A 23729-nucleotide genomic window follows, 5' to 3' on the forward strand; every position below is an offset into this window, starting at 1 on the left:
CGCATGGCCCGACCCGGTGACATCCCTGGCCCGACCCGGTGACGCGCCGGACCCGACGGGGTTGATCTTGCGGGGGCTGTCGGGAGGAGGCCGTATCGTAGGGGCCATGCCGGAGATCCCCGACCCCGTCCGCCTGCTCGCGCTGCGCGACACGCCGCTCTCCCTCGACGAGGTGTACGCGGCCGTCGGCGACACCGCGGCCGGCGGCACCGCCGTCTTCGTGGGCACCGTCCGCGACCACGACGGCGGCCGGCCGGTGACCTCCCTGGCGTACAGCGCCCACCCCACCGCCGAGCGCGAGCTGCGCAGGGTCGCGGAGAAGGTCGCGGCGGACTTCCCGGTCCGCGCGCTCGCCGCCGTGCACCGGGTGGGCGACCTGGAGGTGACGGACACCGCAGTGATCGTCGCCGTCTCCTGTCCGCACCGGGCGGAGGCGTTCGAGGCGTGCCGCCGCCTGATCGACGACCTCAAGCACGAGGTCCCGATCTGGAAGCACCAGGTGTTCGCGGACGGCGGGGAGGAGTGGGTCGGCGCCTGCTGACCCCGGCCCGCCGCCGTCTCCGGCCCCGCCCGGGGCCGTCACCCGTCCGGGCGAATACGGGGGCCGGGGCGCCGTCTGCGTCCCCCGGTCCGGTGGATAATCTGCTCATAGGCATCTGAGCTGGGAGTACGGGTATGGGCGCGCTCGCCTGGTTGGTCATTCCGGTCGTCGCGGTGGTCGCCGCCGCGCTGTGGGCCGCCTGGGCCGCCAGGCCGCCGAAGGCGACCGGCGACGGCGCCTCGCTGGCCGACTACGAGCGCTTCCGGGCCGCCATGGAGCGCAGCACCGCCGCGCCGGTGCCCGCCGAGCGGGGCTGATCCCTGCCGGGTGCGAGGGCCGGGACGCGCAGGCCCGTTCCCGTCCCGTACTGTCGTGGCATGCCACGCCGCTCTGCGACGATGCTCGCCGCGACCCTGCTGCTCATAGCGATGCTGTGCGCCTCCGTGCTGCCGGCCATGAAGGTCCCGTACTCGGAGATGAGCCCGGGCCCCACCTACAACACGCTGGGGCGGCAGAACGGCAAGCCGGTGATCAGCATCACCGGGCAGCGGACCTACCCGACCAGCGGGCACCTCAACATGACCACGGTCCAGGTCACCAGCGCCGACTACCAGCCGAGCCTGGTCTCCGCCGTGATCGGCTGGCTGCGCGACGACGTCGCCGTCGTCCCGCACGACAACCTCTACCCGGACCACCAGACCGAGCAGGAGGCCGAGCAGCAGAACGCGGAGGAGTTCGCCTCCTCGCAGGACAGCGCCAAGGCCGCCGCCCTCCGCGAGCTCGGCTACAAGGTGGGGACCGACGTGATCGTCGGCTCGGTCGTCGCCGGCTCGCCCTCCCAGGGCCGGCTGCACGCGGGCGACACCGTCAAAGCCGTGGACGGCACCGCCGTCACCGCGCCGGAGCAGGTCGCCAAGCTCGTCACCCGCCACCGCCCCGGCCAGCCGGTGGTCTTCACCGTGGTCCCGAACGGCAAGGCCGCCTCCGCGGCCCGCACGGTGACCGTCACCACCGTCAAGGCCCCCGACGGCGACCGCGCCATGGTGGGCATCCAGCCCGGCACCAAGCACACCTTCCCGTTCAGCATCGACATCGGCCTGCAGGACGTCGGGGGGCCGAGCGCGGGGCTGATGTTCTCCCTCGGCATCGTCGACAAGCTGAGGCCGTCCGACATCACCGGCGGGAAGTTCGTCGCCGGCACGGGCACCATCACCGACGCGGGCAGGGTCGGCCCGATCGGCGGCATCTCCATGAAGACCATCGCCGCCCGCAACGCGGGGGCGCAGTACTTCCTCACCCCGGCCGAGAACTGCGCCGAGGCCGCCAGGGACACCCCGGCGGGACTCACCCTGGTGAAGGTGGAGACCCTGCACGGCGCGCTCGAGGCGCTGGACGCCATCCGCACCGGCGGCACCGCCGCGCTGCCGTCCTGCTCCCGCTGACGGCGGCCCGCTCCCGCCGGTGCCCGGAGGCCCGCTGACGGCCCGGCGGGCGCCGGGCCGTCCGGAGGGTGCGCCGGCCGCGCAGGGTCAGGCGAAGGTCGCCAGCAGCGCCTCGGAGAGGCCCGGGACCAGGCTCTCGCCGGTCAGCACCTCCCGGGCCGAGTCCTTCGACCGCAGCCGCAGCGCCGTCTCCCGGGAGCCGTCGCGCAGCACCGCCGCCGTGATCCGCACCTCCTGGCGCTCGGGGTGCTCGGCCACCCACGCGGCGAGCTGCTGCTCGTCCGCCCCCTCGGGCAGCTTCGCCTCGGCGTCCGGCGGCAGCATCAGCCGCTCCACCACCAGCGCGCAGCCGGACACCACGTCCGGCCAGGCGATGGTGCCGAGGAAGTCGTCGAGCGCCGCGCCCTCGGGCAGCTCGTCCTGTTCCACGGGCGTCAGGCCGCCGGGCTCGGCGCCCTCCAGCCCCAGCTGCTCGGCCAGGGCGGGCTCGCTGCTCAGCAGGCGGCCGGTGTCCACCAGGGCGAAGAGCCGCGCGGGCAGGTCCCAGCCCAGGGTGGCCGCGTAGCCGTCGATCTCCAGCACGGCGCGGGTCAGCGGGGTCGCGGCGGGGGGCAGGGCCGCGTCGGGGGTCTCGGGGTGCTCGGACATGGCCCTATCCTCACACGCCCGGCGGCCCCCGCCCCCCTCCCGGCGGCCCCCGCCCCCGCGCCCCGTCCGCCCCCGCCCCCGCGCCCCGTCCGCCCCCGCCCCCGCCGGGCGCCGCGGAGTGCGGGGGCCGGTAATCCGGGAGCCCCGGGAACTCGGCCGAATGCCGGGTAAGTTGCCTATCTGACGCTGACCGACCCACTGACGACAGAGGTGTGCACCTTGGTATTCCAGATGCCGGACCGCGGAGGGGCGGGGCCCTCCGGACCCCGGTTCAGAGTCGGCGCGTCCTCCCGGCGCTCCCGCGCCCTGCTGCTGACCGCCGGCGTGCTCGCGGTGCTGGCACTCCTCTTCGCCGTCTTCGCCGGGTTCTGGACCGACTGGCTCTGGTACCGCTCGCTGCACTACTCCTCGGTGTTCACCACCCGGCTGTGGACCAAGACCGGGCTCTTCGCGGTCTTCGGCCTGCTGATGGCCCTGACCGTCGGGCTGAACATCTGGCTCGCCCACCGCCTGCGCCCGCCGCTGAGCGCGATGTCCCCGGAGCAGCAGGGCCTCGACCGCTACCGCATGGGCGTCGCCCCCTACCGCCGCTGGGTGCTGCTGGGCGCCTCCGTGGTCACCGGCCTCATCGCCGGCGCCGCGGCGACCGGCCGCTGGCGGACCTGGCTCCAGTGGGTCAACGGCACCTCCTTCGGCACCCGGGACCCCCAGTTCCACAAGGACGTCTCCTTCTACGCCTTCGACCTGCCCTGGTACCGCTTCCTGCTCGACTTCGGCTTCAGCGCCGTGGTCGTCGCGCTGCTCGCCGCCGTGCTGGTGCACTACCTGTACGGGGGGCTGCGGCTGCAGGGCCCGGGGCGGCGGGTCTCCACCGCCGCGCAGGGCCACCTCGCGGTGCTGCTGGGCGTCTTCGTGGCGCTCAAGGCGGTCGCGTACTGGCTGGACCGGTACGGGCTGGCGCTCAAGTCCGGAGCCATCCGCGGCACCGACAGCTGGACCGGCCTGCGCTACGTCGACGCCAACGCCTACCTGCCGGCCAAGACCATCCTCTGCTGCGTCGCCGTCATCTGCGCGCTGCTCTTCCTCGTCACGCCGCTGCGCCGCACCTGGACGCTCCCGCTGGTCGGCTTCGGCCTGATGGTGCTCTCCGCGCTGCTGATCGGCGGGCTGTACCCGGCGATCGTGCAGCAGTTCCAGGTCAAGCCCAACGAGGCGAGCAAGGAGGCGCCGTACATCCGGAAGAACATCGACGCCACCAGGGCCGCCTACGGCATCGACGGGACGCGGGTCCAGCAGTACAGGGCCGCCGTCGACCCGGACCGCGCGGCGCTCGACAAGGACACCGCCACGCTCGGGAACATCCGCGTGCTGGACCCCAACATCGTCTCGCCCACCTTCACCCAGCGCGAGCAGCAGCGGTCCTACTACTCCTTCGCCTCGCCGCTGGACATCGACCGCTACGGCTCCGGCGCCGGCGTCCAGGACACCGTGATCGGCCTGCGCGAGCTCAACCTCGCGGGCGTCCCCAGCCGCAACTGGGTCAACGACCACTTCAAGTACACCCACGGCTACGCGGCCGTGACCGCCAAGGGCAACACCGTCGGCCCGGACGGCGACCCCGTCTTCACCGAGTCCGGCCTGCCGCCCCGGGGGCAGTTCCCCGCGGACACCAAGTGGCGCGTCTACTTCGGCGAGCGGACCACCGCGTACTCCGTCGTCGGCGGCTCCAACAAGGAGCTCGACTACTACGACCGGGACGCGGGCAAGGAGGTCACCTACACCTACGACGGCGGCGGCGGCGTCTCCCTGGACAACCCGCTCACCCGGGCCGCCTACGCGGTGAAGTTCTCCGAGCCGCAGCTGCTGTACTCCGGGGCGATCACCCCCGGCGCCAGGATCCTGTACGACCGCACCCCCAAGGAGCGCGTCGAGGCCGTGGCGCCCTGGCTGTCCATCGACGGCGACCCGTACCCCGTCGTGGTCGGCGGCAAGGTGAAGTGGGTGGTGGACGGCTACACCACCAGCAACGGCTACCCCTACGCCTCCCGCACCACCCTGGGCGACGTCACCGCCGACTCCCTCACCGCCGACGGGCGGCAGGTCCTGGCCCAGGCCGACCGGGTCAACTACATCCGCAACTCGGTCAAGGCCACCGTCGACGCCTTCACCGGCGAGGTCACCCTCTACCAGTGGGACGAGCGCGACCCGGTGCTGCGGACCTGGATGAAGTCCTTCCCCGGCACGGTGAAGCCCCGGTCCGCCATCGACCCGGCCCTGATGCAGCACCTGCGCTACCCGCAGGACCTCTTCAAGGTGCAGCGCGACCTGCTGACCCGCTACCACGTCACCGACCCGGCCGCGTTCTACGCCGGCAGCGACGTGTGGAAGGTGCCGACCGACCCGACCCGTGAGAACCGCGCCGACCAGCCCCCGTACTACCTGACGGTGCGGATGCCGGGCGAGCAGGCGGCGTTCTCGCTCACCACCAGCTTCGTGCCGTCCAACAGGCAGAACCTGGCGGCCTTCATGGCGGTGAACGCCAACCCCGGGCCGGACTACGGCAGGATGCACATCCTGACCATGCCGGAGCGCAGCGGGGACCAGGCGGTCCGCGGTCCGCAGCAGGTGCAGGCGAAGTTCAACTCCGACCCGCGCATCGCCTACGACATCAACCTGCTCAAGCAGGGCGACTCCTCGCTGGAGTACGGCAACCTGCTGACCCTGCCGGTCGGCGACGGCCTGCTCTACGTGGAGCCGGTCTACGTGCGCGGCAAGAACATCAACTACCCGCAGCTGAAGAAGGTGCTCGCCGTCTACGGCGGCAGCGACAACGTCGCCTACGCGGACACCCTCAAGGAGGCGCTGCAGCAGGTGCTCAAGGTGGACGCCGGCACCGTGCCGGAGCCCGGCGGCACCACGCCGCCGTCCGGCGGGACGCCGACCGCGCCGGGTTCGCCCACCGGCCCGGCGGGCCCCGCGAACCCCGCGAACCCCGCGAACCCCGCGAACCCCGCGGTGCAGAAGGCGCTGGACGACGCGCAGGCGGCCTTCCAGGCCGGCCAGGAGGCGCTCCGGAAGGGCGACTGGGCCGCCTACGGCGAGCAGCAGAAGAAGCTCCGGGACGCGCTCGACGCCGCGGTGAAGGCCCAGCGGCCGTCCGCCGCGCCGTCCGGTTCGCCGTCCCCCGTGCCCTCGGGGGCGCCCACGCCCGCACCGAGCCCCACGCCGTGACGGCGGGGCGGGGGGCGTCCGGCGTGACGCCCCCCGCCCGGGACGTGCTACGGTTGAGGCACAACGACGCGGGGTGGAGCAGCTCGGTAGCTCGCTGGGCTCATAACCCAGAGGTCGCAGGTTCAAATCCTGTCCCCGCTACTCCGTCGGAAGGCCCGGTGCACCAGCACCGGGCCTTCCGCTTTTCCCGGTCGCGGTTGCGGTCCGGGCTGCGGTTCCAACTCCGGCCTTCTTTCCCGGCGGCCCGGGCCTTCCCCTCCCCGGATCCCCGGCCGCTGCCGCGGCGGCTTTCCGCGGCCCCTTCCCGCCGGTTCTCCGGAACTCCGGCAGTCCGCGCGAAGGGGGTGCGGAGCGGTGCGGCGGAAAGCGATTCGTGGTCGCGGCGGAACGCGTGCTACGGTTGGGACACAACGACGCGGGGTGGAGCAGCTCGGTAGCTCGCTGGGCTCATAACCCAGAGGTCGCAGGTTCAAATCCTGTCCCCGCTACTCCGTCGGAAGGCCCGGTGCACCAGCACCGGGCCTTCCGCTTTTCCCGGCCCCCGCAGGATCCCGGACCGCCGCCCCGGCGGCTTTCCGCGGTCTTCCCTGGGATTGCGGCCCGTGACGGTTCGTGTCCGGACGGGAACGCGTCCACGGGGGTTCGCCGTCCCGGATGCGGGCAGCAGAACGACGGGTCGGAAAGCGATTCGTGGTCGCGGCGGAACGCGTGCTACGGTTGGGACACAACGACGCGGGGTGGAGCAGCTCGGTAGCTCGCTGGGCTCATAACCCAGAGGTCGCAGGTTCAAATCCTGTCCCCGCTACTGCGTCAGAAGGGCCCGCAGCCGATCAGGCTGCGGGCCCTTCTGCTGTCCGCCGGAGGCGTCCTCCCGTCTCCGGGCCGCGCCCCGGCGCTCCGCCGGCGGGGCGTCGACGCGGCGCCGGCGGGGCCCGCGCGGGCCGCCCCGCCGGACCCGGCGACACGCCGACGGGGTTTGTGGAGTTGATCTGTCGGGAAGTCGATAAAACGCTGAAGTAACATCAGGTCCTGCGGTATACCAGGTGTACGCGGCTTCCGGGTGGTGCGACGATGAGCGGCATGGGGGAGGGTGCAGAGGTTTTGAAGGGTCAGGTGCGTACGCCTGCAGGCGGATCGGGCTCGCTGCTCCACCGCCTCGCGGACACGCTCGCCGCCGTCTTCGCCGACCACGCCGACGACAACCCCTCGGGGGCGCTGCCCGCCCAGCGCTCCGGCGTGCACTCCCTGGTCGACCTCCAGGTCCCGCAGGCCGTCGCCCTCCTGGCCCCGCCCCGCAGCCCCCTGTCCGGCCGCGCCGCCGCCCTCCCGGCGGCGGACCCCGCCGGCGCGGACCTCCCGGGGGACCGCGCCGCCGGCCCGGACCCCTACCCGGCAGACCTCCCGGACGGCCCCGCGGAGGACGACGGCGGCCTGCCGCCGGGGCCCGGCACCGCCGACCGGTCCGCGTCCGCGGCCGGCTTCGAGGCCGCCCTCGCCGCCCGGGAGGAGGCGGCCCTGGAGGCCCGCTACCGCGGTGCCGCGGCGGCGGGCGACCCCGGCGCCGCCAGCCTGCTCGGCGCCCTGCTGCTGCGCCGCGGCGACCTGGAGGAGGCCGAGCCCCACCTGAGGCGCGCCGCCGCCGCGGGCCTGCGGCCCGCCGCCAACAACCTCGGCGTCCTCCTCCACCGGCGCGGCCTGCGCGAGGAGGCCGCCCAGTGGTGGCGGCAGGCGGCCGTCGCCGGGAGCGCGCCCGCCGCGCACGCCCTCGGCCTGCACCTGCGCGACCACGGCGACGAGTCGGGCGCCGAGTACTGGCTGCACTCCGCCGCCGACCAGGGGCACCCGCTGGGCGCCTACGCGCTCGCCGACCTGCTGGAGCACCGCCGCGACGTCCGCGCCGAGCGCTGGTTCCGCGCCGCCGCCGAGGCGGGGCACCGCGAGGCGTCGTACCGGCTCGCCCGGATGCGGGAGGCGGCGGGGGACAAGGAGACCGCCGGGACCTGGTACCGCACCGCCGCCGCCCGCGGCCACGCCCGCGCCGCCCTGCGGCTGGGCGTGCTGCTGGAGGAGCGCGGCGAGCGGGACGAGGCGGCCCGCTGGTACCGGCAGTCGGCCGACGGCGGCGAGCCCCGGGCCGCCTGCGCCCTCGGCTTCCTCCTGCGCGACTCCGGCGACACCGCCGCCGCGGCCGACTGGTGGCGGCAGGCGGCCGAGGGCGGGGACGGCAACGCCGCCAACGCGCTCGGGGCCCTGCACGCCGAACGGGGTGAGACGGCCCTCGCCGAGCGCTGGTACCGCGCCGCACTGGACGCGGGCGACCACAACGGCGCCTTCAACCTCGGCCTGCTGTGCGCCGCGGCCGGCCGCGGGGCGCAGGCCGAGCAGTGGTACCGGCGGGCGGCCTACGCCGGCCACCGTGAGGCGTGCAACGCCCTCGCCGTGCTGCTCCTCCAGCGCGACGACCCCTCCGGCGCCCTGCCCTGGTTCTCCAAGGCCGCCGAGGCGGGCAGCGTCGACGCGGCCTTCAACCTGGGCATCCTGCACGCCGCCCGCGGCGACCAGCACGAGGCCCAGGAGTGGTACGCCCGGGCGGCGGCCGAGGGCCACGGCGAGGCCGCCCTGCAGCTCGCCGTCGCCAGGGAGCGGCGCGGCGACCTGGACGCCGCGGAGCACCGCTACCGGCAGGCCGCCGGGGCGGGCTCGGCCGAGGCGGCCTTCCGGCTGGCCTCGCTGCTGGAGCGGCAGGGCGGCGACGGCGACGAGGCGGCCCGCTGGTACGAGGCCGCCGCCGAGGGCGGCCACAGCCGCGCGCAGGTGCGGATGGGCGTGCGGGCGGCGGCGCAGGGCGACGTGGACGCCGCGGAGGGCTGGTACCGGAGGGCGGCGGAGGCAGGGAGTCGCAGCGCGGCGTTCAACCTCGGCCTGCTGCTCGCCCGCGAGGGCGCGGAGGCGGCGGCGGTGCTCTGGTACACCCGGGCCGCCGACGCGGGCCACGGCCGGGCCGCACTGCGGCTGGCGCTGGCGTCCGTGCGGCGCGGGGACCTCGCGCAGGCCCGGAACTGGTGCCGGAGGGCGGCGGAGGCCGGGCCGGCCGAGGTGGCGGAGCGGGCCGGGCGCCTGCTGGAGGCGCTGGACGCCGAGCTGACCGCCTGACCCGCGGACGGGTACGGGCCCTCCGGGTCCCGCCCCGGGGGTCGGCCGGCCCCGGCGGGCGGGCGGCCCCGGCGGGCGGGCGGCCCGGTGCCGCTCCGGCGGTCTCCCGGGCCGTGCTCAGGCGGCGGTGGCGCTGCAGTCGGGGCAGGTGCCCCGGTAGGTCACCTCGACGTCGGAGACGGTGAAACCGAACCGCTCGCCGGACGGCAGGGCGGCCAGCGGGTCGCCGACCGGGTGCACGTCGCGGATCGTCCCGCAGTGCGAGCAGACCAGGTGCTGGTGTGCGTGGTGGGCGTTGGGGTCGTAGCGCCGGGCCCGGCCGTCGGTGCTGACCTCCAGCACCTCGCCCAGGGTCACCAGCTCGCCGAGGGTGTTGTAGACGGTGGCCCGGCTGATCTCCGGCAGCAGCCGCGCGGCCCGCGCGTGGACCTCGTCCGCGGTCAGGTGGACGTGGTCGCCGTCGAGCACCTCGGCGACGACCCTCCGCTGGGCGGTGAGCCGCCAGCCGCGGGTGCGCAGTCGTTCCAGGAGGTCGCTCATTCCGTCAGGATACCAGGGGATGTCCGAACCCGTAATATGTCGTGAATTGGTCATGATAGTGAATTGGACTTTGTCCATGTCGTGGTCGGGAGCGCGATCGCGAGGGTGGTCGGGATCGTGCGCCGTGGCCGCCCGACCCCGCGGAACTGCCCCGGTGGCGGCCCGGGACGGGCCCGGGCCGCCCGCGCCGCCGGGCGGACGCTCCCGCCGCGCACGGCCGGAACCCCGGGCGGCGGGTCCGGCTCGGAGGGCCCGGGCCGGCGGCGGGTTCGGGCCGGACGCCGATCGTGCGGGACGCCGATCGTGCGGGACGGGGATCGGGCCGGACGGGTTCAGGCCGGGACGGCGGCGGTGGACCCGGGGGCCGCCGTGCGGCCCGCGCCGACCCAGCAGCGCAGGACGTCCCGCACCGAGATGATGCCGGCGACCCCTCCGCCGTCGAGCACCACCAGGTGGCGGAAGCCGCCCCGCACCATGGCGGCGGCGGCCTGGTCGAGGGTCCACTCGGGTCCGGCGAAGACGACGTCGGTGGTCACGTGGGCGTGGGCGGTCTCCAGGTCGGGGTCCTGGCCGCGGCCGAGGGCGTTGAGGACGTCCCGCTCGGTGAGGATGCCGATCCCGCAGGTGTCGGGGTCGAGGACGACGGCGGCGCCGATGCGGCGCCCCGACATCAGGCGTGCGGCGTGGCGGAGGGTGTGGGCGGGGCCGATGGTGAGCACCACCGGACTCATGGCGTCGCGGACGAGCACGTGCGGACCACCTCCTGGGCAGGGGGGGCGGGCGAGCTCGGGAATCCCTTCACACATTCACAAGCTCCGGGATTCCCATGTTCACATGCCCGTGCCGCCCTGACCAGAGGGCCGGACGGAACCGGGGGAATCCGGCACCCCGGACGGTGCGCGGTGCCGTCCGCGGTCCGCCCGGCGGCGTCCGTGCCCGGCGTGCGCGCCGCCCGCGCCCGCACGGACGAGCCGTCACGCGCCGGTGTTCACGCGTCCGTGCCCGCACGCCCGCTTCCGCGCGCCCGCCGTCAGACGCTCAGCCGGGACAGCAGCTCCCCGTGCAGGATCCCGTTGGAGGCCGCCGCGTCCGCGCCCCCGGGCCCGTCCACCCCGTCCAGGCCGGTGAAGCGGCCGCCCGCCTCCTGCACCACGATGCAGGGCGCCGCCATGTCCCACAGCGACAGCTCCGGCTCCGCCGCGATGTCCACCGCCCCCTCGGCCACCATCATGTAGGACCAGAAGTCGCCGTAGGCGCGGGTCCGCCAGCAGGACCGGGTGAGGTCGAGGAAGGGCTCCAGCCGTCCGCGCTCCTCCCAGCCCGACAGCGAGGAGTACGAGAACGAGGCGTCCTCCAGCCGCGACACCCCGGAGACGTGGATCCGGCTCGCCCGGGTCAGGTCCCGCCCGGTGTAGGCGCCCGCCCCCCGGGCCGCCCACCAGCGGCGGCCCAGCGCCGGTGCGGAGACGATGCCGACCACCGGCTGCTCGCCGTCCGGCCCCAGCTCCAGCAGGGCGATCAGGGTGGCCCAGACCGGCACGCCGCGCACGTAGTTCTTGGTGCCGTCGATCGGGTCGATCACCCAGCGGCGCGGCCCGGTGCCCCGCCGCCCGAACTCCTCGCCCATCACGGCGTCGCGCGGCCGGGCGCGCTGCAGGACGCCGGCCACCAGCTCCTCGGCCGCCTTGTCGGCGTCGCTGACCGGCGTGAGGTCCGGCTTGGTCTCCACCTCCAGGTCGAGGGCCCGGAAGCGCTCCAGGGTGACGGAGTCGGCCGAGTCGGCGAGGACGTGGGCGAGGCGGAGGTCGTCGTGGTAGTCCGGCATGGCCTCACCGTAGCCACCCGCGCGCCCGCGGGTCACCTCGGCTCGCGCGCGGTGCGCCCCGGCTCGTGCGCCCGGCGGATGCGGCCCCGTCCGATCGGGGGGTCCGGACGGGGCCCCGCATGGCTACTGTGGCCCCATGGGACAGCGGGCAGCGGGACCGGCCGCCGGCGGCGCGGCCGCCACGGACATCTCCGACCACGAGCTGGTGACCCTCTACGGGCTGCTGCTGGAGGGGTGCGTCCGCACCGAGCGCCGGGTGCGCGTCGAGCGGGTGGCGGGGGTGGACCTGCCCGGTCCCTGGTTCGAGGTGCTGGTCAGACTGCTGCGCACCCCCGGCCGCCGGCTGCCGATGACGCGGCTGGCCCACGACGTCTCCCTCACCAGCGGCGGCTTCACCAAGCTCGCCGACCGGATGGCCGCGGCGGGCCTGATCGACCGTCAGCCCTGCCCCGGCGACCGCCGGGTCACCTACACGGTGCTCACCCCGCGCGGCGCGCGGCTCGCCGAGGAGGGGCACCGCCGCCACGCGGCCCTGCTGCGGCGGCACTTCCTGGCCCCGCTGGGGGCGGACCGTGCCGACCAGCTGGCCGCGCTCATGCAGGTGCTGAGGGACGCCAACAGCGACCCCGGCGAGGAGTGAGCCGCCCGGCGGTCCGCCGGACCCGCGGCACCGGCCCGCCGGGCCGGTCCGCCCGGTGCTCCGGCCCGCTCCGTGCTCCCGCCCGCTCAGTGCGCCGTGCCGCTGAGCTGCAGGCCGACCGCCCCGGCCACGACCAGGGCGATCGAGACCAGCTTCAGCGTGTTCGTGCTCTCGCCGAGCCAGATCATGCCGTACGTGGCGCTGCCCGCCGCGCCGATCCCGGTCCAGACCGCGTACGCGGGACCGACCGGCAGGTGCTTGAGGGAGAGCGTGAGCAGGCCGAAGCTCGCCAGCGCGAAGCAGCAGAAGGCGACGGTGGGCCAGAGGCGGGAGAACCCGTCGCTGAGCTTGAGGCAGACCGCGAAGCCCGTCTCGAACAGGCCCGCGCAGACCACCAGCAGCCATGCCATGGACACATCCCCCAAGGTTCGGTTCCGGCCGACGTGCCGACGTGCGCGCCGCCGCACCCGCGGTTCCCACCCGTCCGGTGGCCGGTCTCCCCGCGGGCGCGGCGGCGGCCGACCGCCCGGAGGCGGTCGGCCGCGCGTCCGCTTACGGAGAGTATGCACGCCGGGGCGCCCCCGCGGCCGCCCGGCGTACGCGGCTCGTCCGCGGCCGGCCCGGCGGTGCCCGGCCGCGCGGGGGGAGGGGCGGGTCAGTCGTCCTCGCGGGTGTCGCGGGCGGCCAGCAGCCGCCGCAGCGAGTACAGCCGCGCCGGGTCGGCCTTGCCGGCCTCCACCCAGGCGTCCAGCGCGCAGTCCGGCTCGTCGTGGCTGCAGGCGCGCGGGCAGTCCGCGGTCCCCGGGTCCAGGTCGGGGAAGGCGTGGATCACCCGGGAGGGGTCCACGTGGGAGAGGCCGAAGGACCGGAAGCCGGGGGTGTCGATGACCCAGCCCGGCGCCAGGGCCCGCTTCGAGCCGGGCTTCGCCCCCGGCGGCGCGGGGAGCCGCAGCGCGAGCGCCGAGGTGGTGGTGTGCCGGCCGCGGCCGGTGACGGCGTTGACCTGCCCGGTGGCCCGCTGCCGGTCCGGGACCAGGCCGTTGACCAGGGTCGTCTTGCCGACGCCGGAGTGGCCGACGAAGACGGTGGCGCGGTCGCGCAGCAGCTCGCGCACCGTCTCGGCGTTCTCCTCGTCCAGGTCGTCGCGGCGGGTCACGACGTGGCGGATCCCCAGCGGCGCGTACACCTCCAGCAGCGGGTCGGCGGGCGCCAGGTCGGACTTGGTGAGGATGAGCAGCGGTTCCATCCCCGCGTCGTACGCCGCCACCAGGCAGCGGTCGATCAGCCGGGGCCGCGGCTCGGGGTCGGCGAGGGCGGTGACGATGGCGAGCTGGTCGGCGTTGGCCACCACCACCCGCTCGTACGGGTCGTCGTCGTCCGCGGTGCGCCGCAGCACCGACGTGCGGTCCTCGACCCGGACGATCCGGGCCAGGCTGTCGGGCTCGCCCGACAGGTCCCCGACGAGGGCCACCCGGTCGCCGACCACCACGCCCTTGCGGCCCAGCTCGCGGGCCTTCATCGCGGTGACCGACCGCTCCTGCCGGGTCCCGGCGTCCACCAGGCAGGTGAGCCGGCCCCGGTCCACGGTGAGGACCATCGCCTCGGCGGCGTCCTCGTGCTTGGGGCGGGTGCGGGTGCGGGGGCGCGAGCCCCGCCGTGCGGGGCGGGCCCGGATGTCGTCCTCGTCGGAGTCCTTGCCGTAGCGGCGCATGCGGGGTGTCAGGCCTTCGGGTCGTGCGGGTTCGGGCGGTTCGTCACGGGGGGTCCTCTGCCGGTGGGCGGGCGGTCAGGCGGTGGCCGGCGCGGCGGAGCCGGCCAGCATGGCGGTCCACAGGCCGGGGAAGTCGGGGAGGGTCTTGCCGGTGGTGGCGACGTCCTCCACCTGCACGCCGGGCACGGCCAGGCCGAGCACGGCGGCGGCGGTGGCCAGCCGGTGGTCCTCGTAGGTGCGGAAGACGCCGCCGTGCAGCGGGCGGGGGCGGATCCGCAGGCCGTCCGCGGTCTCGGTGACGTCGCCGCCCAGCCCGTTCAGCTCCTTGGCGAGCGCCGCCAGGCGGTCGGTCTCGTGCAGCCGCAGGTGGGCGATGCCGTACAGGTGGGACTCGGAGTCGGCCAGCGCCGCCACCGCCGCGACCACGGGGGTGAGCTCGCCGACCTCGTGCAGGTCGGCCTCGATGCCGAGGATCCGGCCGCCGCCGGCCATGGTCAGGCCCTCGTCGCCGATCCCGCAGGAGCCGCCCATGGCGGTGAGGATCTCCCGCAGGCGGTCGCCGGGCTGCGTGGTGCGCCGCGGCCAGTCGCGGACGGTGACCCGGCCGCCGGTGACCAGCGCCGCGGCCAGGAACGGCGCCGCGTTGGACAGGTCGGGCTCGACGACCAGGTCGCAGCCGAGCAGGGCGCCGGGGGTCACCCGCCAGACGTCGGCCTCGCCGCCGTCCTCGGGCGCGTCCACCTGCGCGCCGGCCGCCCGCAGCATCTCCACCGTCATCCGGATGTGCGGCAGGGACGGCAGCGGCCCGCCGACGTGCCGCACCTCCAGGCCCTGGTTGTACCGGGCGCCGGAGAGCAGCAGCGCGCTGACGAACTGCGACGAGGAGGAGGCGTCCACGGTGACCGTGCCGCCGTCCAGGGCGCCGGTGCCGTGCACGGTGAGCGGCAGGGCGCCGCGGCCCTCGTCGTCGATCCGCGCGCCGAGGGCGCGCAGCGCGTCGATCACGCCGTGCAGCGGCCGCTCGTGGGAGCGGGGGTCCCCGTCGAAGTGGACCGGGCCGTCGGCCAGCACGGCGACCGGCGGCAGGAACCGCATCACGGTGCCCGCGTTGCCCACATCCACCGAGGCCGGGCCGCGCAGGCCGGCCGGGATGACCCGCCAGGCGTCGCCGCCGCCGGTGCCGCCGGTGGCGTTGTTGACGGTGTCCTCGATGCCCACGCCCAGCGACCGCAGCGCGGACGCCATCAGCAGGGTGTCCCGGCTGCGCAGCGGGCGCCGGATCCAGCCGGGCTCCGAGGCGAGGGCGGCCAGCACCAGCGCGCGGTTGGTGACCGACTTGGAGCCGGGCACGGTGACGGTGGCGTCCACGGCGGAGGACGCGGTCGGGGCGGGCCAGAGGTCATCGGTCATGCCGCAAGCGTAGAGGGTCCGGGCTCCGCGGCCCCCGAGCCGTCCGTCCGCCGGACGGCGGGTCCGCGTCCCGGCGCCGCCCCTCAGCGGGCGGTCAGCCAGCTGGCCCCCGCGAGCAGGCCGGCCAGCGCGGTGACCAGGAAGAGCCCCACCCAGAGCACCGGGGCCACCCCGGTCAGCCGGCCGAGCTGGTCGGCGTCCGAGTCGGGCGCCCCGCCGTGCCGCCGCTTGCGCTGCAGCTCCACCACCGGGCGCACCCCCGACAGCAGCAGGAACCACACGCCCAGGTAGGCGAAGGCGGCCTGCACCCGGTCGCCCGCGTACCAGGAGACCAGCAGGAAGGCCGCGCCGGTGGCCACGACCGTCAGCACCCCGAAGGCGTTGCGGACCATCACCAGCAGCCCGGCCAGCAGCGCCGTCGCCGTCCACAGCAGCGCCGTGACGTGCCCCGAGGCCAGCAGCGCCGCCCCGCCCAGGCCGAGCAGCGGCGGGGCGAGGTAGCCGGCCGCGGCGGTCAGCACCATGCCCGCGCCGGTGGGCCGGCCCGAGGAGACGGTGAGGCCGGAGGTGTCCGAGTGGAGCCGGATGCCGGACAGGCGGCGCCCGGTGAGCAGGGCCGTCAGGCCGTGGCCCCCCTCGTGGGCGATGGTGACGACGGCGCGGCTCACCCGCCACAGCGGCGGTGCGAGCACGGCGGCGAGCGCCACCGCGCCGGTGGCGAGCACCAGCCAGGCGGGCGGGTCGGGCTGGGTGCCGGTGACGCGGCTCCAGGCGTCGCCGATGCCGTGCCCGACCGTCGCAGCCGTTCCCGCCGCCGTCTCCACCACCGCGTCCTCCGTATCGCCGACCTCCCGGGGCACCGGCCCGGGGCGCCCGTCCGGGGCGCCCTGCCCGGGGGTCCGCCCCGGACGCGGCTCCGGGACGCCCGTCCGGACGCCCCTGCGGCGCGCCCGTCCCCGACGTCCCTCCGGTGCCCGGCCGCCCGAGGGGAACGGGCAGCTTCGCACGGGAGGACGAGCGGAGGCCAGTCCCCGGTTCGCCCCGGGGCCGCCCCGCGGTGGGGCCCGCGCGTGGCAGGGTGGACGCATGTGCGGTCGCTATGCGTCGGGCCGGAGGCCCGAGGACCTGGTCGAGCTGTTCGGGGTGGAGCGGTGGGACCCCACCGAGACCATCGCGCCGGACTGGAACGTGGCCCCCACCAAACCCGTGTGGGCGGTCATGGACCGGCCACCGAAGGACGCCCCTCCCGAGGGCGCCCCGCCGGAGGGGGCGGACCGGCCGGTCCGCCAGCTCCACGTGCTGCGCTGGGGCCTGGTCCCCTCCTGGTCGAGGACGCCCGAGGCCGGCGTCAAGATGATCAACGCCCGTGCGGAGACCGTCCACGAGAAGCCCGCCTACCGCCGCGCCTTCGCCTCCCGCCGCTGCCTGCTGCCCGCCGACGGCTACTACGAGTGGCACACCCCGGAGACCGCCCCGGACGGGCCGAAGGGGCGCGCCCGCAAGCAGCCGTACTACATCACCCCCGCCGACGGCTCGGTCATGGCGATGGCCGGCCTGTACGAGTGGTGGCGCGACCGCTCCCGCCCCGCCGACGACCCCGGGGCGTGGCTGTGCACCTGCACCGTGCTCACCACCGACGCCGAGGACGCCCTCGGCCGCATCCACCCCCGGATGCCGCTGCTGGTGGAGCCCGGCGGGTACGACGCCTGGCTCGACCCGGACCGCAGCGACCCCGACGAGCTGCGCTCGCTGCTGGTGCCCCCGGCCGCCGGGAGGCTCGCCGCGCGCCCGGTCTCCCCGGCGGTGAACAATGTGCGCAACAACGGCCCGCAGCTGACCGAGCCGATCCCCGCCGACCAGGTGCTGGGCGACGCCACGCTGTTCTGACGCCCCGGCCCGCCCCGGGCCCGGCCGTGGCCGCCGCAGCAGGAGGAGCAGCACGTGGAGCGCAGGACCGTCGCCACCCCGGCCGGGGACGCCCGGGTGTCGCTGGCCCGGGCCGGGGGGCGCCCCCGGGCGCTGCTGGCGCTCGGGCACGGCGCCGGCGGCGGCGTGGAGGCCCGCGACCTGCAGGCGGTCGCCGCCGCGCTGCCGCCCCTCGGCGTCACGGTCGCCCTGGTCGAGCAGCCCTGGCGGGTCGCGGGCCGGAAGGTCGCCCCCGCCCCGGCGGCGCTGGACACCGGCTGGCTTCCCGTCGCGGAGGCGCTGGCCGCCGACGCGGACGGGATCCCGCTGCTGGTCGGCGGCCGCAGCGCGGGCGCCCGCGTCGCCTGCCGCACCGCGCTGCGCAGCGGCGCCGCGGGGGTCGTGGCGCTGGCGTTCCCGCTGCACCCGCCGGGGAGGCCGGAGCGCAGCCGGGCCGGGGAGCTGACCGGGGCCGGCGTGCCGGTCCTGGTGGTGCAGGGCCTGCGGGACCCCTTCGGACGGCCCGGGGAGTTCCCGGCGCCGCCGCCCGGCGGCGCCCTGGTCGCGGTGCCCGGCGCGGACCACGGCTTCGCCGTGCCGAGGCGCGGCGCGCCGACGCAGGAGGAGGCGCTCGCCGCGGTCGCCGGGGCCGTGGCCGACTGGGTGCTGCGCCTCGCCGGGTGACGCCCCGCGCGGCCGCGCGGACCCCTCGCGGGGGCCAGTCCCCGGCCGGTGCCCGCCTCCCGGGAATGTCCGGGACGCCGCCGCGGTTGAGCACCGGTGTAGGTACACACGTCGGTGGAAAGGCAGTGCCCATGGGCTCGATCGCTTGCCCCGAGCGCCGCGGGGAGAAGGCGGGCAACCCCGCCGCCCTCTGGTCGGAGTGGCTTGTCGCGGGCGAGAAGACCCCCGGCCCGATATCCTCCCTTTCTAGCCGGACCACCACGGGCCGGCCACGCGTCACCGAGGAGGTGGGTCCGGTCGCCGGGACCGAGGACGACGCCGGGGCTGCGGAGAACGTAGGCCGGGAGCTCAGCGGGGAGGAGCTGGCCGACGCCATCGGCGAGGACACCTTCCGCGTCCCCGCCGGGGAGTCGGAGGACTCGCGCCGCGAGCGGTTCGAGCGCGACGCCCTGGGTTATCTGGACCAGATGTACTCCGCCGCGCTGCGCATGACGCGCAACCCCGCGGACGCCGAGGACCTGCTCCAGGAGACCTTCGCCAAGGCGTACGCCTCCTTCCACCAGTTCCGCGAGGGCACCAACCTCAAGGCCTGGCTGTACCGGATCCTCACCAACACCTTCATCAACTCCTACCGCAAGAAGCAGCGGGAGCCCCAGCGCACCGGGGCCGAGGAGATCGAGGACTGGCAGCTGGCCCGCGCCGAGTCGCACATGTCGACCGGCCTGCGCTCCGCCGAGGCCCAGGCGCTGGACCACCTCCCGGACAGCGACGTGAAGGAGGCCCTCCAGGCGATCCCGGAGGAGTTCCGCATCGCGGTCTACCTCGCGGACGTCGAGGGCTTTGCCTACAAGGAGATCGCCGACATCATGGGTACCCCCATCGGTACCGTGATGTCCCGTCTCCACCGGGGGCGCCGTCAGCTGCGCGGGCTGCTCGAGGACTACGCCAGGGACCGGGGGCTGGTCCCGGCCGGCAGTGGGGCGGGTGCGGGGGACGAGGCGAAGGGCTCGGGCACATGAGCTGCGGTAACCCGCACGAGACGGACTGCGGAGAGGTGCTCGACCACCTCTACGAGTACCTCGACAACGAGATGGACGAGGGCGACTGCGCCAAGCTCCGCCAGCACTTCGAGGAGTGCTCCCCCTGCCTGGAGAAGTACGGGCTGGAGCAGGCCATCAAGGCGCTGATCAAGCGGTCCTGCGGCTGCGACGCGGCCCCCAGCGACCTGCGCAGCAAGGTGCTGGCGCGGATCGACTCCATCCGGACGGCCCAGCGCGCCGACACCGCCTACGCCGCGGCGGAGGCCCTCCCGCAGGAGTGAGCGGCGCGGCCGGTCCGCCCGCCGGCCCGGCCCGCCGCCCCGGGGCGTGACGGGACCCGGCCGGCCTGCGGACCGGCCGCACCCGCACCCCGCGGCGGACGCGCCGGGGCCCGTCCCGGCCTCCGGCGGGCAGCCGCCCGCGCCCGGTGTCACCCGAACGTGGGAATCAGGCTGCGCCGACCCGGCCAATCCGGCGAGCGGCCCGTCCGAGGCCCGTCCGCGGCCTATCCTCCGTGGCGGGCGGTCCGCACCACCGGGGCCGCCGTACCCGACCGGTACGGAGGCCGTCATCGCTGCCGATCCCGCGGAGCCCGGCCCGGGCGCCGCGCTCCCTCCCGCCGCCCGGATCTGCCTGACCGCGGCCGCCGCAGCCGCCGTGCCCTGCCTGCTGCCGCTGCTCCCGCCCCTCCGGGAGGCCCTGCCGGCGGCGCGCTGGGCGGGCGCGCCCGTGCCCTGGTCCCGGCTCGCCGTCCTCACCCTCCTGTACGCCGGCTGCGACCTGATCGCCCGCGGCCTCCCCGCCCGCACCGGCCCGCGGGACCGCACCGGCCCGCGGGACCGCGCCGACCTGCCGTGCGACGCGCTGCCGCCCCTCCCGTCCCGGGCGGAGGCCGCCGCCAGCGGGGCCTTCCTCCCCGTGCTGCTCGCGGGCGCGCTGATGCTGCCGCCCTCGGCCGCCGCCCTCGCCGCCCTCCCCGCCGCCCTGCTCGGCCGGGTGCCGCCGCCCCGCGCGGCCCGCCGGCTGTGGAACGCCTCCCAGCTCGCCCTCTCCGCCTTCGCCGCCGCCGCCGCCTTCCGGCTGCTGCACGGCCCGGCGCTGCTGCTCGGCGCCCGGTTCCCCGGTGCGCTGCTCCCCGCCGCGGCCGCCGCCGCCGTGTTCTGCCTGGTCAACGGCGTCCTGCTGGGCCTGGTCACCGGCCTCGCCGACCCGTCGTCCCGCCGTCCCGCCCCCCGGGGCGGCATCCTGCTGCGCAGCGCCGTCCCCTGCCTCGTCCACGGCATGGCCGCTCTGGTGATGGCCGCCCTGTGGCAGGGCCCCTACGGCGCCTTCGCCGCCGTCGTCGCCCTGCTGCCGCTCTCCGTCTCCTGCTGGGTGTACGCCCAGTACCACCGCGAGCAGGCCGCGCACCGCGCGACCGTGCGGGCCCTGGTGCAGGCCGTCGAGATCAAGGACGAGTACACCCGGGGCCACAGCGAGCGCGTCGGGCGGGCCGCGGTGCTCATCGCCCGCCAGATCGGCATGGCCGAGGAGCGCCTCCACTCGCTGCGGTTCGCCGGGATCCTGCACGACGTGGGCAAGCTCGGCGTGCCCACCCCGCTGCTCCGCAAGAACGGCCCGCTCACCCCGGAGGAGCGGCGCGCCGTGGAGCTGCACCCCGAGTACGGGCACGAGATGGTCCGCGGCATCGGCTTCCTCCGCGAGGCCCGGGCCGGGATCCTGCACCACCACGAACGCGTCGACGGCCGCGGCTACCCCTACGGCCTCGCGGGGGAGGAGATCCCCGAGTTCGCCCGGGTGATCGCGGTGGCCGACGCCTTCGACTCCATGACCTCCACCCGCTCCTACCGCCGCGGCAGGCCCGTCCACGAGGCCGTGGAGGAGCTGCACCGCTGCTCGGGCACCCAGTTCGACCCGCGGATGGTCCGGGCCCTGGTCACCGCCGTCGAACTCCACGGCTGGCGGCCCGCCGCACCCCCGCCCGGCGGCTACGCGGGCGAGGTCCCGGACATCCCCCTGGGCCTGCCCGACCCCGACCCCGACCCCGACCCCGTCCCCGGATCCGCACACGCCGCCGCCCCCGCGCAGGTGCCCGCAGCCGCGCCGGGCCCCCGCCCGGACCGGCGGACCGCCGCACCCGCGCCCGCGCCCGCCCCCGCCCCCGCCCCCGCGCCCGCCCCCGCCGCCGACGCCGGCGTCGAGGACACCGCCCGGCCGGGCCGCCGGTGAGCGCGCCCCCGGCCGCCCGCCGGCCGCTGGACCGGGCGGCGCCCCGCCCCCCGCGGCCCGTCCCGCGCCCTCCCGCCGCGCCGGTGCCCCTGGCCGCGGTCGCCGCCGTGCACGCCGCCGCCGTCGCCCTCGTCCTCGCCGCCGCCGCGGCCGTCCTGGCCGGCGGCCTCGCCGACGTCCGCGCCGCCCTGGCCTTCGGCGCCCTGATCGCGGCCGGCGAGGCCGTCCGCATCACCCTCCCCGGCGACCGCGAGCTGGCCCCCGTCGGAGCCGCCGGAGCGCTCGCGTACGCCCTGCTGGGACCCCTGCGCGGGCTGCCCACCGGCCACGGCGTGCTCCAGACCGTCGCCGTGACCGCCGCCGCCGGACTGCTGGGCACCCTGCCGTACACGCTGCGCGGCCGCGCCCCGCAGCCCGACCGGGCCGCCCGCCGCCTCCTCACCACCGCCTTCGCCGCCGTCCTCTTCCAGCCGCTCTACAACTCCGGCGCCCTCGACCGGGTCGCCACCCGCGGCGCCCAGTACGGGCTCGTCCTCGCCGCCGCCGCCGTCCTCGCCGCGCTCTTCGACGTCGTCCTCGCCGCGCTGCTGCGCAGCGCCCGCGCCCGGATCCGCTTCGGCCCCGCCCTCGTCGCCGAGCTGCACGCCCTGCCCGGCATCGGCTCGGCGATCGCGGCCACCGGCCTGGTCATCAGCCTCGGCGCGGGCGAGATCGGCCTCTGGGCGCTGCCCGTCTTCTCCGTCCCGCTGCTGCTCACCCAGCTCTCCTTCCGCCGGTACGGGGCGACCGCCGCCACCCGGCGGCAGAGCGTCGCCGCGCTGGCCCGCGCCACCGAGGTCGCCGGCTACACGCTGCCCGGCCACGCCCGCCGTGTCGCGGCGCTCTCCCGCGCCGTCGGGAGCCGCCTGGGCCTGCCCGGACGGGACCTGGAGCTGCTGGAGTGCGCCGCGCTCATGCACGACATCGGCCAGCTCTCGCTGGTGGAGCCGGTGCCCGGCGGCGCCACCGCCCTGCTGCCGCCCGAGGAGCAGCGGCGGATCGCCCGACTCGGCAGCGAGGTGATCCGGCACACCGGCGTCCCGCCCGAGGTGGCGGTCTTCGTCGAACTGCAGGCGCGCCCGTACCGCGCGGCCGACGGCCGCCGCGACCCCGCCGTGCCCACCGCCTCGCGCATCATCCGGGCCGCCAACGCCTACGACGACCTGGTCTGCGACGACCCCCGGCTGGCCCGCCGCCTGGAGGTCCTGGAGCAGCTCCGCCTGGAGACCGGCCGCGCGTACGACCCCCGGGTGGTGGAGGCGCTGACCGCGGTCTGCACCGGGGCCGGCCCCGCGGGACCGGCGGACGACCGGCGCCGGGGGCGTCCCGCATGGTTGGATGCGGCGGCGGAGTGGGAGGAGCAGGGCGGGGCCGTGTCCGTCCGGGCACCGCTCCGCGCATCGTGGACGAGGAACGGGGCAGGGGGCCGTCATGAGTGAGCGGACCGGGGCAGGGCCGGCGTCCGCCGGCGGGCAGGTCCGGGCCTCCGGGGGCGGCCTGCCGGCGGCCATCGCGTAGCGCTCCGGCTCCGCCCGCCGTACTGTGCGGGCGTGGACCGGACCGGCCCGCGCGACGGCACCCCGCCCGCCGCGGCGGCGCCGCCCGCCGCGCGAGCCGGAGGAACGACCGACCAGAGGACGACCAGAGGACAACGGCAGGGACGACGTGAGGATCTTCCACCGGGCGAGGCACCGGCCGTCCGCCACCTGGCGGCAGACGACCGACCGGGCCTTCACGCTCATCGGCAACGGGCGCTACGAGGACGCGGGCGCCCTGCTCGTCATGGCCGCCGACCTGGAGCCCTGGCTCTCCGACTCCTGGTACAACCTCGCGCTGCTGCACAAGTTCCGCCGGGACTGGGAGCAGGCGCGCGCCGCCGGGCTGCGCGCCGTCGCCCTGCTCGACCGCGCCCACGGCGCCCCCGACTGGTGGAACCTCGGCATAGCCGCCACCGCGCTTCAGGACTGGCCGCTCGCCCGCCGCGCCTGGCAGGCGTACGGCCTGCGGGTGCCCGCGGGCGAGGGGCCGGTGCGCCTCGACTTCGGCACCACCCCGGTCCGGCTCTCCCCGGAGGGCGAGTCCGAGGTCGTCTGGGGCCGCCGCCTGGACCCGGCCCGGGTCGAGGTGCTGTCCATCCCGCTGCCGTCCTCCGGCCGCCGCTGGGGCGAGGTGGTGCTGCACGACGGCGCCCCGCACGGCGAGCGCGTCGCCGACGGCGTGGCCTACCCCGTCTTCGACGAGATCGAGCTGTGGGCCCCCTCGCCGGTCCCCACCCACGTGGTGCTGCTCCAGGCCGCCACCGAGCCCGACCGCGACGCCCTGGAGCGGCTGGTCGCCGACGCGGGCTACGCCGCCGAGGACTGGACCTCCTCCGTGCGGCTGCTCTGCCGGACCTGCTCCGAGAGCCGCATGGACACCGACGACGGCAGCGCCGACCACCACGACCCGCACGACGACGGCGACGCCGCCCACCCCGGGCACCTCAGCCACCTCAGCCACCGCGGGGAGGGCCTGTCGTGGATCGCGGAGCGCGAGTGCGGCATCGCCGCCCCCGCCGACCGGGTCGGCCCGCTGCTGGACGAGTGGGTCGCCGCGGCCCCCGGCACGCGCGCCTACCGGGACCTGGAGGAGGTCTGCTGAACCGCGGCAGGTAAGGGGCGCGGACCGGCCCCGGACCCGTACGCTGGGATC

21 protein-coding genes and 3 tRNA genes are annotated in these 23729 nt (G+C 76.5%); 16 read left to right on the forward strand and 8 right to left on the reverse strand.

Going from position 1 to position 23729, the window contains the following annotated elements:
* Positions 1 to 106: 106 nt before the first annotated feature.
* The 3 genes from ACFY07_RS07075 (at position 107) to ACFY07_RS07085 (ending at position 1983) form a co-directional block, all read left to right on the forward strand.
* Complete coding sequence (locus ACFY07_RS07075) at positions 107 to 541, forward strand: molybdenum cofactor biosynthesis protein MoaE (protein ID WP_230650383.1); 435 nt, start codon at positions 107 to 109, stop codon at positions 539 to 541.
* 134 nt (positions 542 to 675) lie between these two features.
* Complete coding sequence (locus tag ACFY07_RS07080) at positions 676 to 858, forward strand: hypothetical protein (RefSeq protein ID WP_230650386.1); 183 nt, start codon at positions 676 to 678, stop codon at positions 856 to 858.
* 60 nt (positions 859 to 918) lie between these two features.
* Positions 919 to 1983, forward strand: coding sequence for a PDZ domain-containing protein (locus ACFY07_RS07085; protein WP_390867751.1), 1065 nt, complete (start codon positions 919 to 921; stop codon positions 1981 to 1983).
* 87 nt (positions 1984 to 2070) lie between these two features.
* Here ACFY07_RS07085 and ACFY07_RS07090 read toward each other — a convergent pair whose 3' ends face one another.
* A complete protein-coding gene (locus ACFY07_RS07090) occupies positions 2071 to 2631 on the reverse strand; it encodes a PPA1309 family protein (RefSeq protein ID WP_230650392.1) in 561 nt (186 codons plus the stop codon).
* A gap of 231 nt (positions 2632 to 2862) precedes the next feature.
* Here ACFY07_RS07090 and ACFY07_RS07095 point away from each other — a divergent pair, with 231 nt between their 5' ends.
* From ACFY07_RS07095 to ACFY07_RS07115, 5 genes are all read left to right on the forward strand, one after another.
* Entirely contained in the window at positions 2863 to 5862 is a 3000-nt protein-coding gene (locus tag ACFY07_RS07095; RefSeq protein WP_390867911.1) for a UPF0182 family protein, read from the forward strand.
* Positions 5863 to 5929: 67 nt separating this feature from the next.
* Positions 5930 to 6003 (forward strand) — tRNA-Met (locus tag ACFY07_RS07100).
* A 273-nt stretch (positions 6004 to 6276) separates the two neighbouring features.
* Positions 6277 to 6350 (forward strand) — tRNA-Met (locus ACFY07_RS07105).
* A gap of 243 nt (positions 6351 to 6593) precedes the next feature.
* A tRNA-Met gene (locus tag ACFY07_RS07110) sits at positions 6594 to 6667 on the forward strand.
* 710 nt (positions 6668 to 7377) lie between these two features.
* Positions 7378 to 9015: a tetratricopeptide repeat protein gene (locus tag ACFY07_RS07115; protein WP_390867912.1), complete on the forward strand. Its 1638-nt coding sequence runs from the start codon at positions 7378 to 7380 to the stop codon at positions 9013 to 9015.
* A 117-nt stretch (positions 9016 to 9132) separates the two neighbouring features.
* Here the strand turns inward: ACFY07_RS07115 and ACFY07_RS07120 are convergent, their stop codons facing one another.
* The 3 genes from ACFY07_RS07120 to hisN form a co-directional block, all read right to left on the reverse strand.
* Complete coding sequence (locus ACFY07_RS07120; protein ID WP_390867752.1) at positions 9133 to 9555, reverse strand: Fur family transcriptional regulator; 423 nt, start codon at positions 9553 to 9555, stop codon at positions 9133 to 9135.
* Between the two features lie 332 nt (positions 9556 to 9887).
* Positions 9888 to 10304, reverse strand: a complete 417-nt coding sequence (locus tag ACFY07_RS07125) for a cyclic nucleotide-binding/CBS domain-containing protein (RefSeq protein ID WP_390867753.1) — start codon at positions 10302 to 10304, stop codon at positions 9888 to 9890.
* A 281-nt stretch (positions 10305 to 10585) separates the two neighbouring features.
* Positions 10586 to 11380 carry a histidinol-phosphatase gene (hisN, locus tag ACFY07_RS07130; RefSeq protein ID WP_230650403.1) on the reverse strand — a complete coding sequence of 265 codons (795 nt, stop codon included), beginning with the start codon at positions 11378 to 11380 and terminating at the stop codon, positions 10586 to 10588.
* Positions 11381 to 11516: 136 nt separating this feature from the next.
* Between hisN and ACFY07_RS07135 the strand changes: the two genes are divergently transcribed.
* A complete protein-coding gene (locus ACFY07_RS07135; RefSeq protein ID WP_230650409.1) occupies positions 11517 to 12020 on the forward strand; it encodes a MarR family winged helix-turn-helix transcriptional regulator in 504 nt (167 codons plus the stop codon).
* An 86-nt stretch (positions 12021 to 12106) separates the two neighbouring features.
* Here the strand turns inward: ACFY07_RS07135 and ACFY07_RS07140 are convergent, their stop codons facing one another.
* The 4 genes from ACFY07_RS07140 to ACFY07_RS07155 form a co-directional block, all read right to left on the reverse strand.
* Complete coding sequence (locus tag ACFY07_RS07140) at positions 12107 to 12430, reverse strand: multidrug efflux SMR transporter (protein ID WP_230650412.1); 324 nt, start codon at positions 12428 to 12430, stop codon at positions 12107 to 12109.
* A gap of 245 nt (positions 12431 to 12675) precedes the next feature.
* Positions 12676 to 13731 (reverse strand): ribosome small subunit-dependent GTPase A, encoded by a 1056-nt coding sequence (rsgA, locus tag ACFY07_RS07145; RefSeq protein ID WP_390867754.1) that lies wholly within the window; start codon positions 13729 to 13731, stop codon positions 12676 to 12678.
* A gap of 75 nt (positions 13732 to 13806) precedes the next feature.
* Positions 13807 to 15141 carry a 3-phosphoshikimate 1-carboxyvinyltransferase gene (gene aroA / locus ACFY07_RS07150; protein WP_390867755.1) on the reverse strand — a complete coding sequence of 445 codons (1335 nt, stop codon included), beginning with the start codon at positions 15139 to 15141 and terminating at the stop codon, positions 13807 to 13809.
* A gap of 83 nt (positions 15142 to 15224) precedes the next feature.
* Positions 15225 to 15968, reverse strand: coding sequence for a M50 family metallopeptidase (locus ACFY07_RS07155; RefSeq protein ID WP_390867756.1), 744 nt, complete (start codon positions 15966 to 15968; stop codon positions 15225 to 15227).
* Positions 15969 to 16227: 259 nt separating this feature from the next.
* Between ACFY07_RS07155 and ACFY07_RS07160 the strand changes: the two genes are divergently transcribed.
* The 7 genes from ACFY07_RS07160 to ACFY07_RS07190 all read left to right on the forward strand — a co-directional run bounded on the left by ACFY07_RS07160 (position 16228) and on the right by ACFY07_RS07190 (position 23678).
* A complete protein-coding gene (locus ACFY07_RS07160; protein ID WP_390867757.1) occupies positions 16228 to 17028 on the forward strand; it encodes an SOS response-associated peptidase in 801 nt (266 codons plus the stop codon).
* Positions 17029 to 17082: 54 nt separating this feature from the next.
* Positions 17083 to 17730, forward strand: a complete 648-nt coding sequence (locus ACFY07_RS07165) for an alpha/beta family hydrolase (protein WP_390867758.1) — start codon at positions 17083 to 17085, stop codon at positions 17728 to 17730.
* Positions 17731 to 18092: 362 nt separating this feature from the next.
* Positions 18093 to 18749 carry a sigma-70 family RNA polymerase sigma factor gene (locus ACFY07_RS07170; protein WP_255744140.1) on the forward strand — a complete coding sequence of 219 codons (657 nt, stop codon included), beginning with the start codon at positions 18093 to 18095 and terminating at the stop codon, positions 18747 to 18749.
* On the forward strand, positions 18746 to 19051 hold the full coding sequence (gene rsrA, locus ACFY07_RS07175) for a mycothiol system anti-sigma-R factor (RefSeq protein ID WP_390867760.1): 306 nt from the start codon (positions 18746 to 18748) through the stop codon (positions 19049 to 19051). The genes ACFY07_RS07170 and rsrA overlap by 4 nt, the downstream gene beginning before the upstream one ends.
* Before the next feature lie 376 nt (positions 19052 to 19427).
* The gene (locus tag ACFY07_RS07180) at positions 19428 to 20999 is read left to right on the forward strand and encodes an HD-GYP domain-containing protein (protein WP_390867762.1); all 1572 of its coding nucleotides are present in this window, start codon (positions 19428 to 19430) and stop codon (positions 20997 to 20999) included.
* Positions 21000 to 21082: 83 nt separating this feature from the next.
* Positions 21083 to 22477 (forward strand): HD-GYP domain-containing protein, encoded by a 1395-nt coding sequence (locus ACFY07_RS07185; RefSeq protein ID WP_390867763.1) that lies wholly within the window; start codon positions 21083 to 21085, stop codon positions 22475 to 22477.
* 226 nt (positions 22478 to 22703) lie between these two features.
* Positions 22704 to 23678, forward strand: coding sequence for a hypothetical protein (locus ACFY07_RS07190; protein WP_230650432.1), 975 nt, complete (start codon positions 22704 to 22706; stop codon positions 23676 to 23678).
* The last annotated feature ends 51 nt before the right edge of the window (positions 23679 to 23729 follow it).

Source organism: Streptomyces sp. NPDC001380, assembly GCF_042895785.1.
Taxonomy (GTDB): domain Bacteria; phylum Actinomycetota; class Actinomycetes; order Streptomycetales; family Streptomycetaceae; genus Peterkaempfera.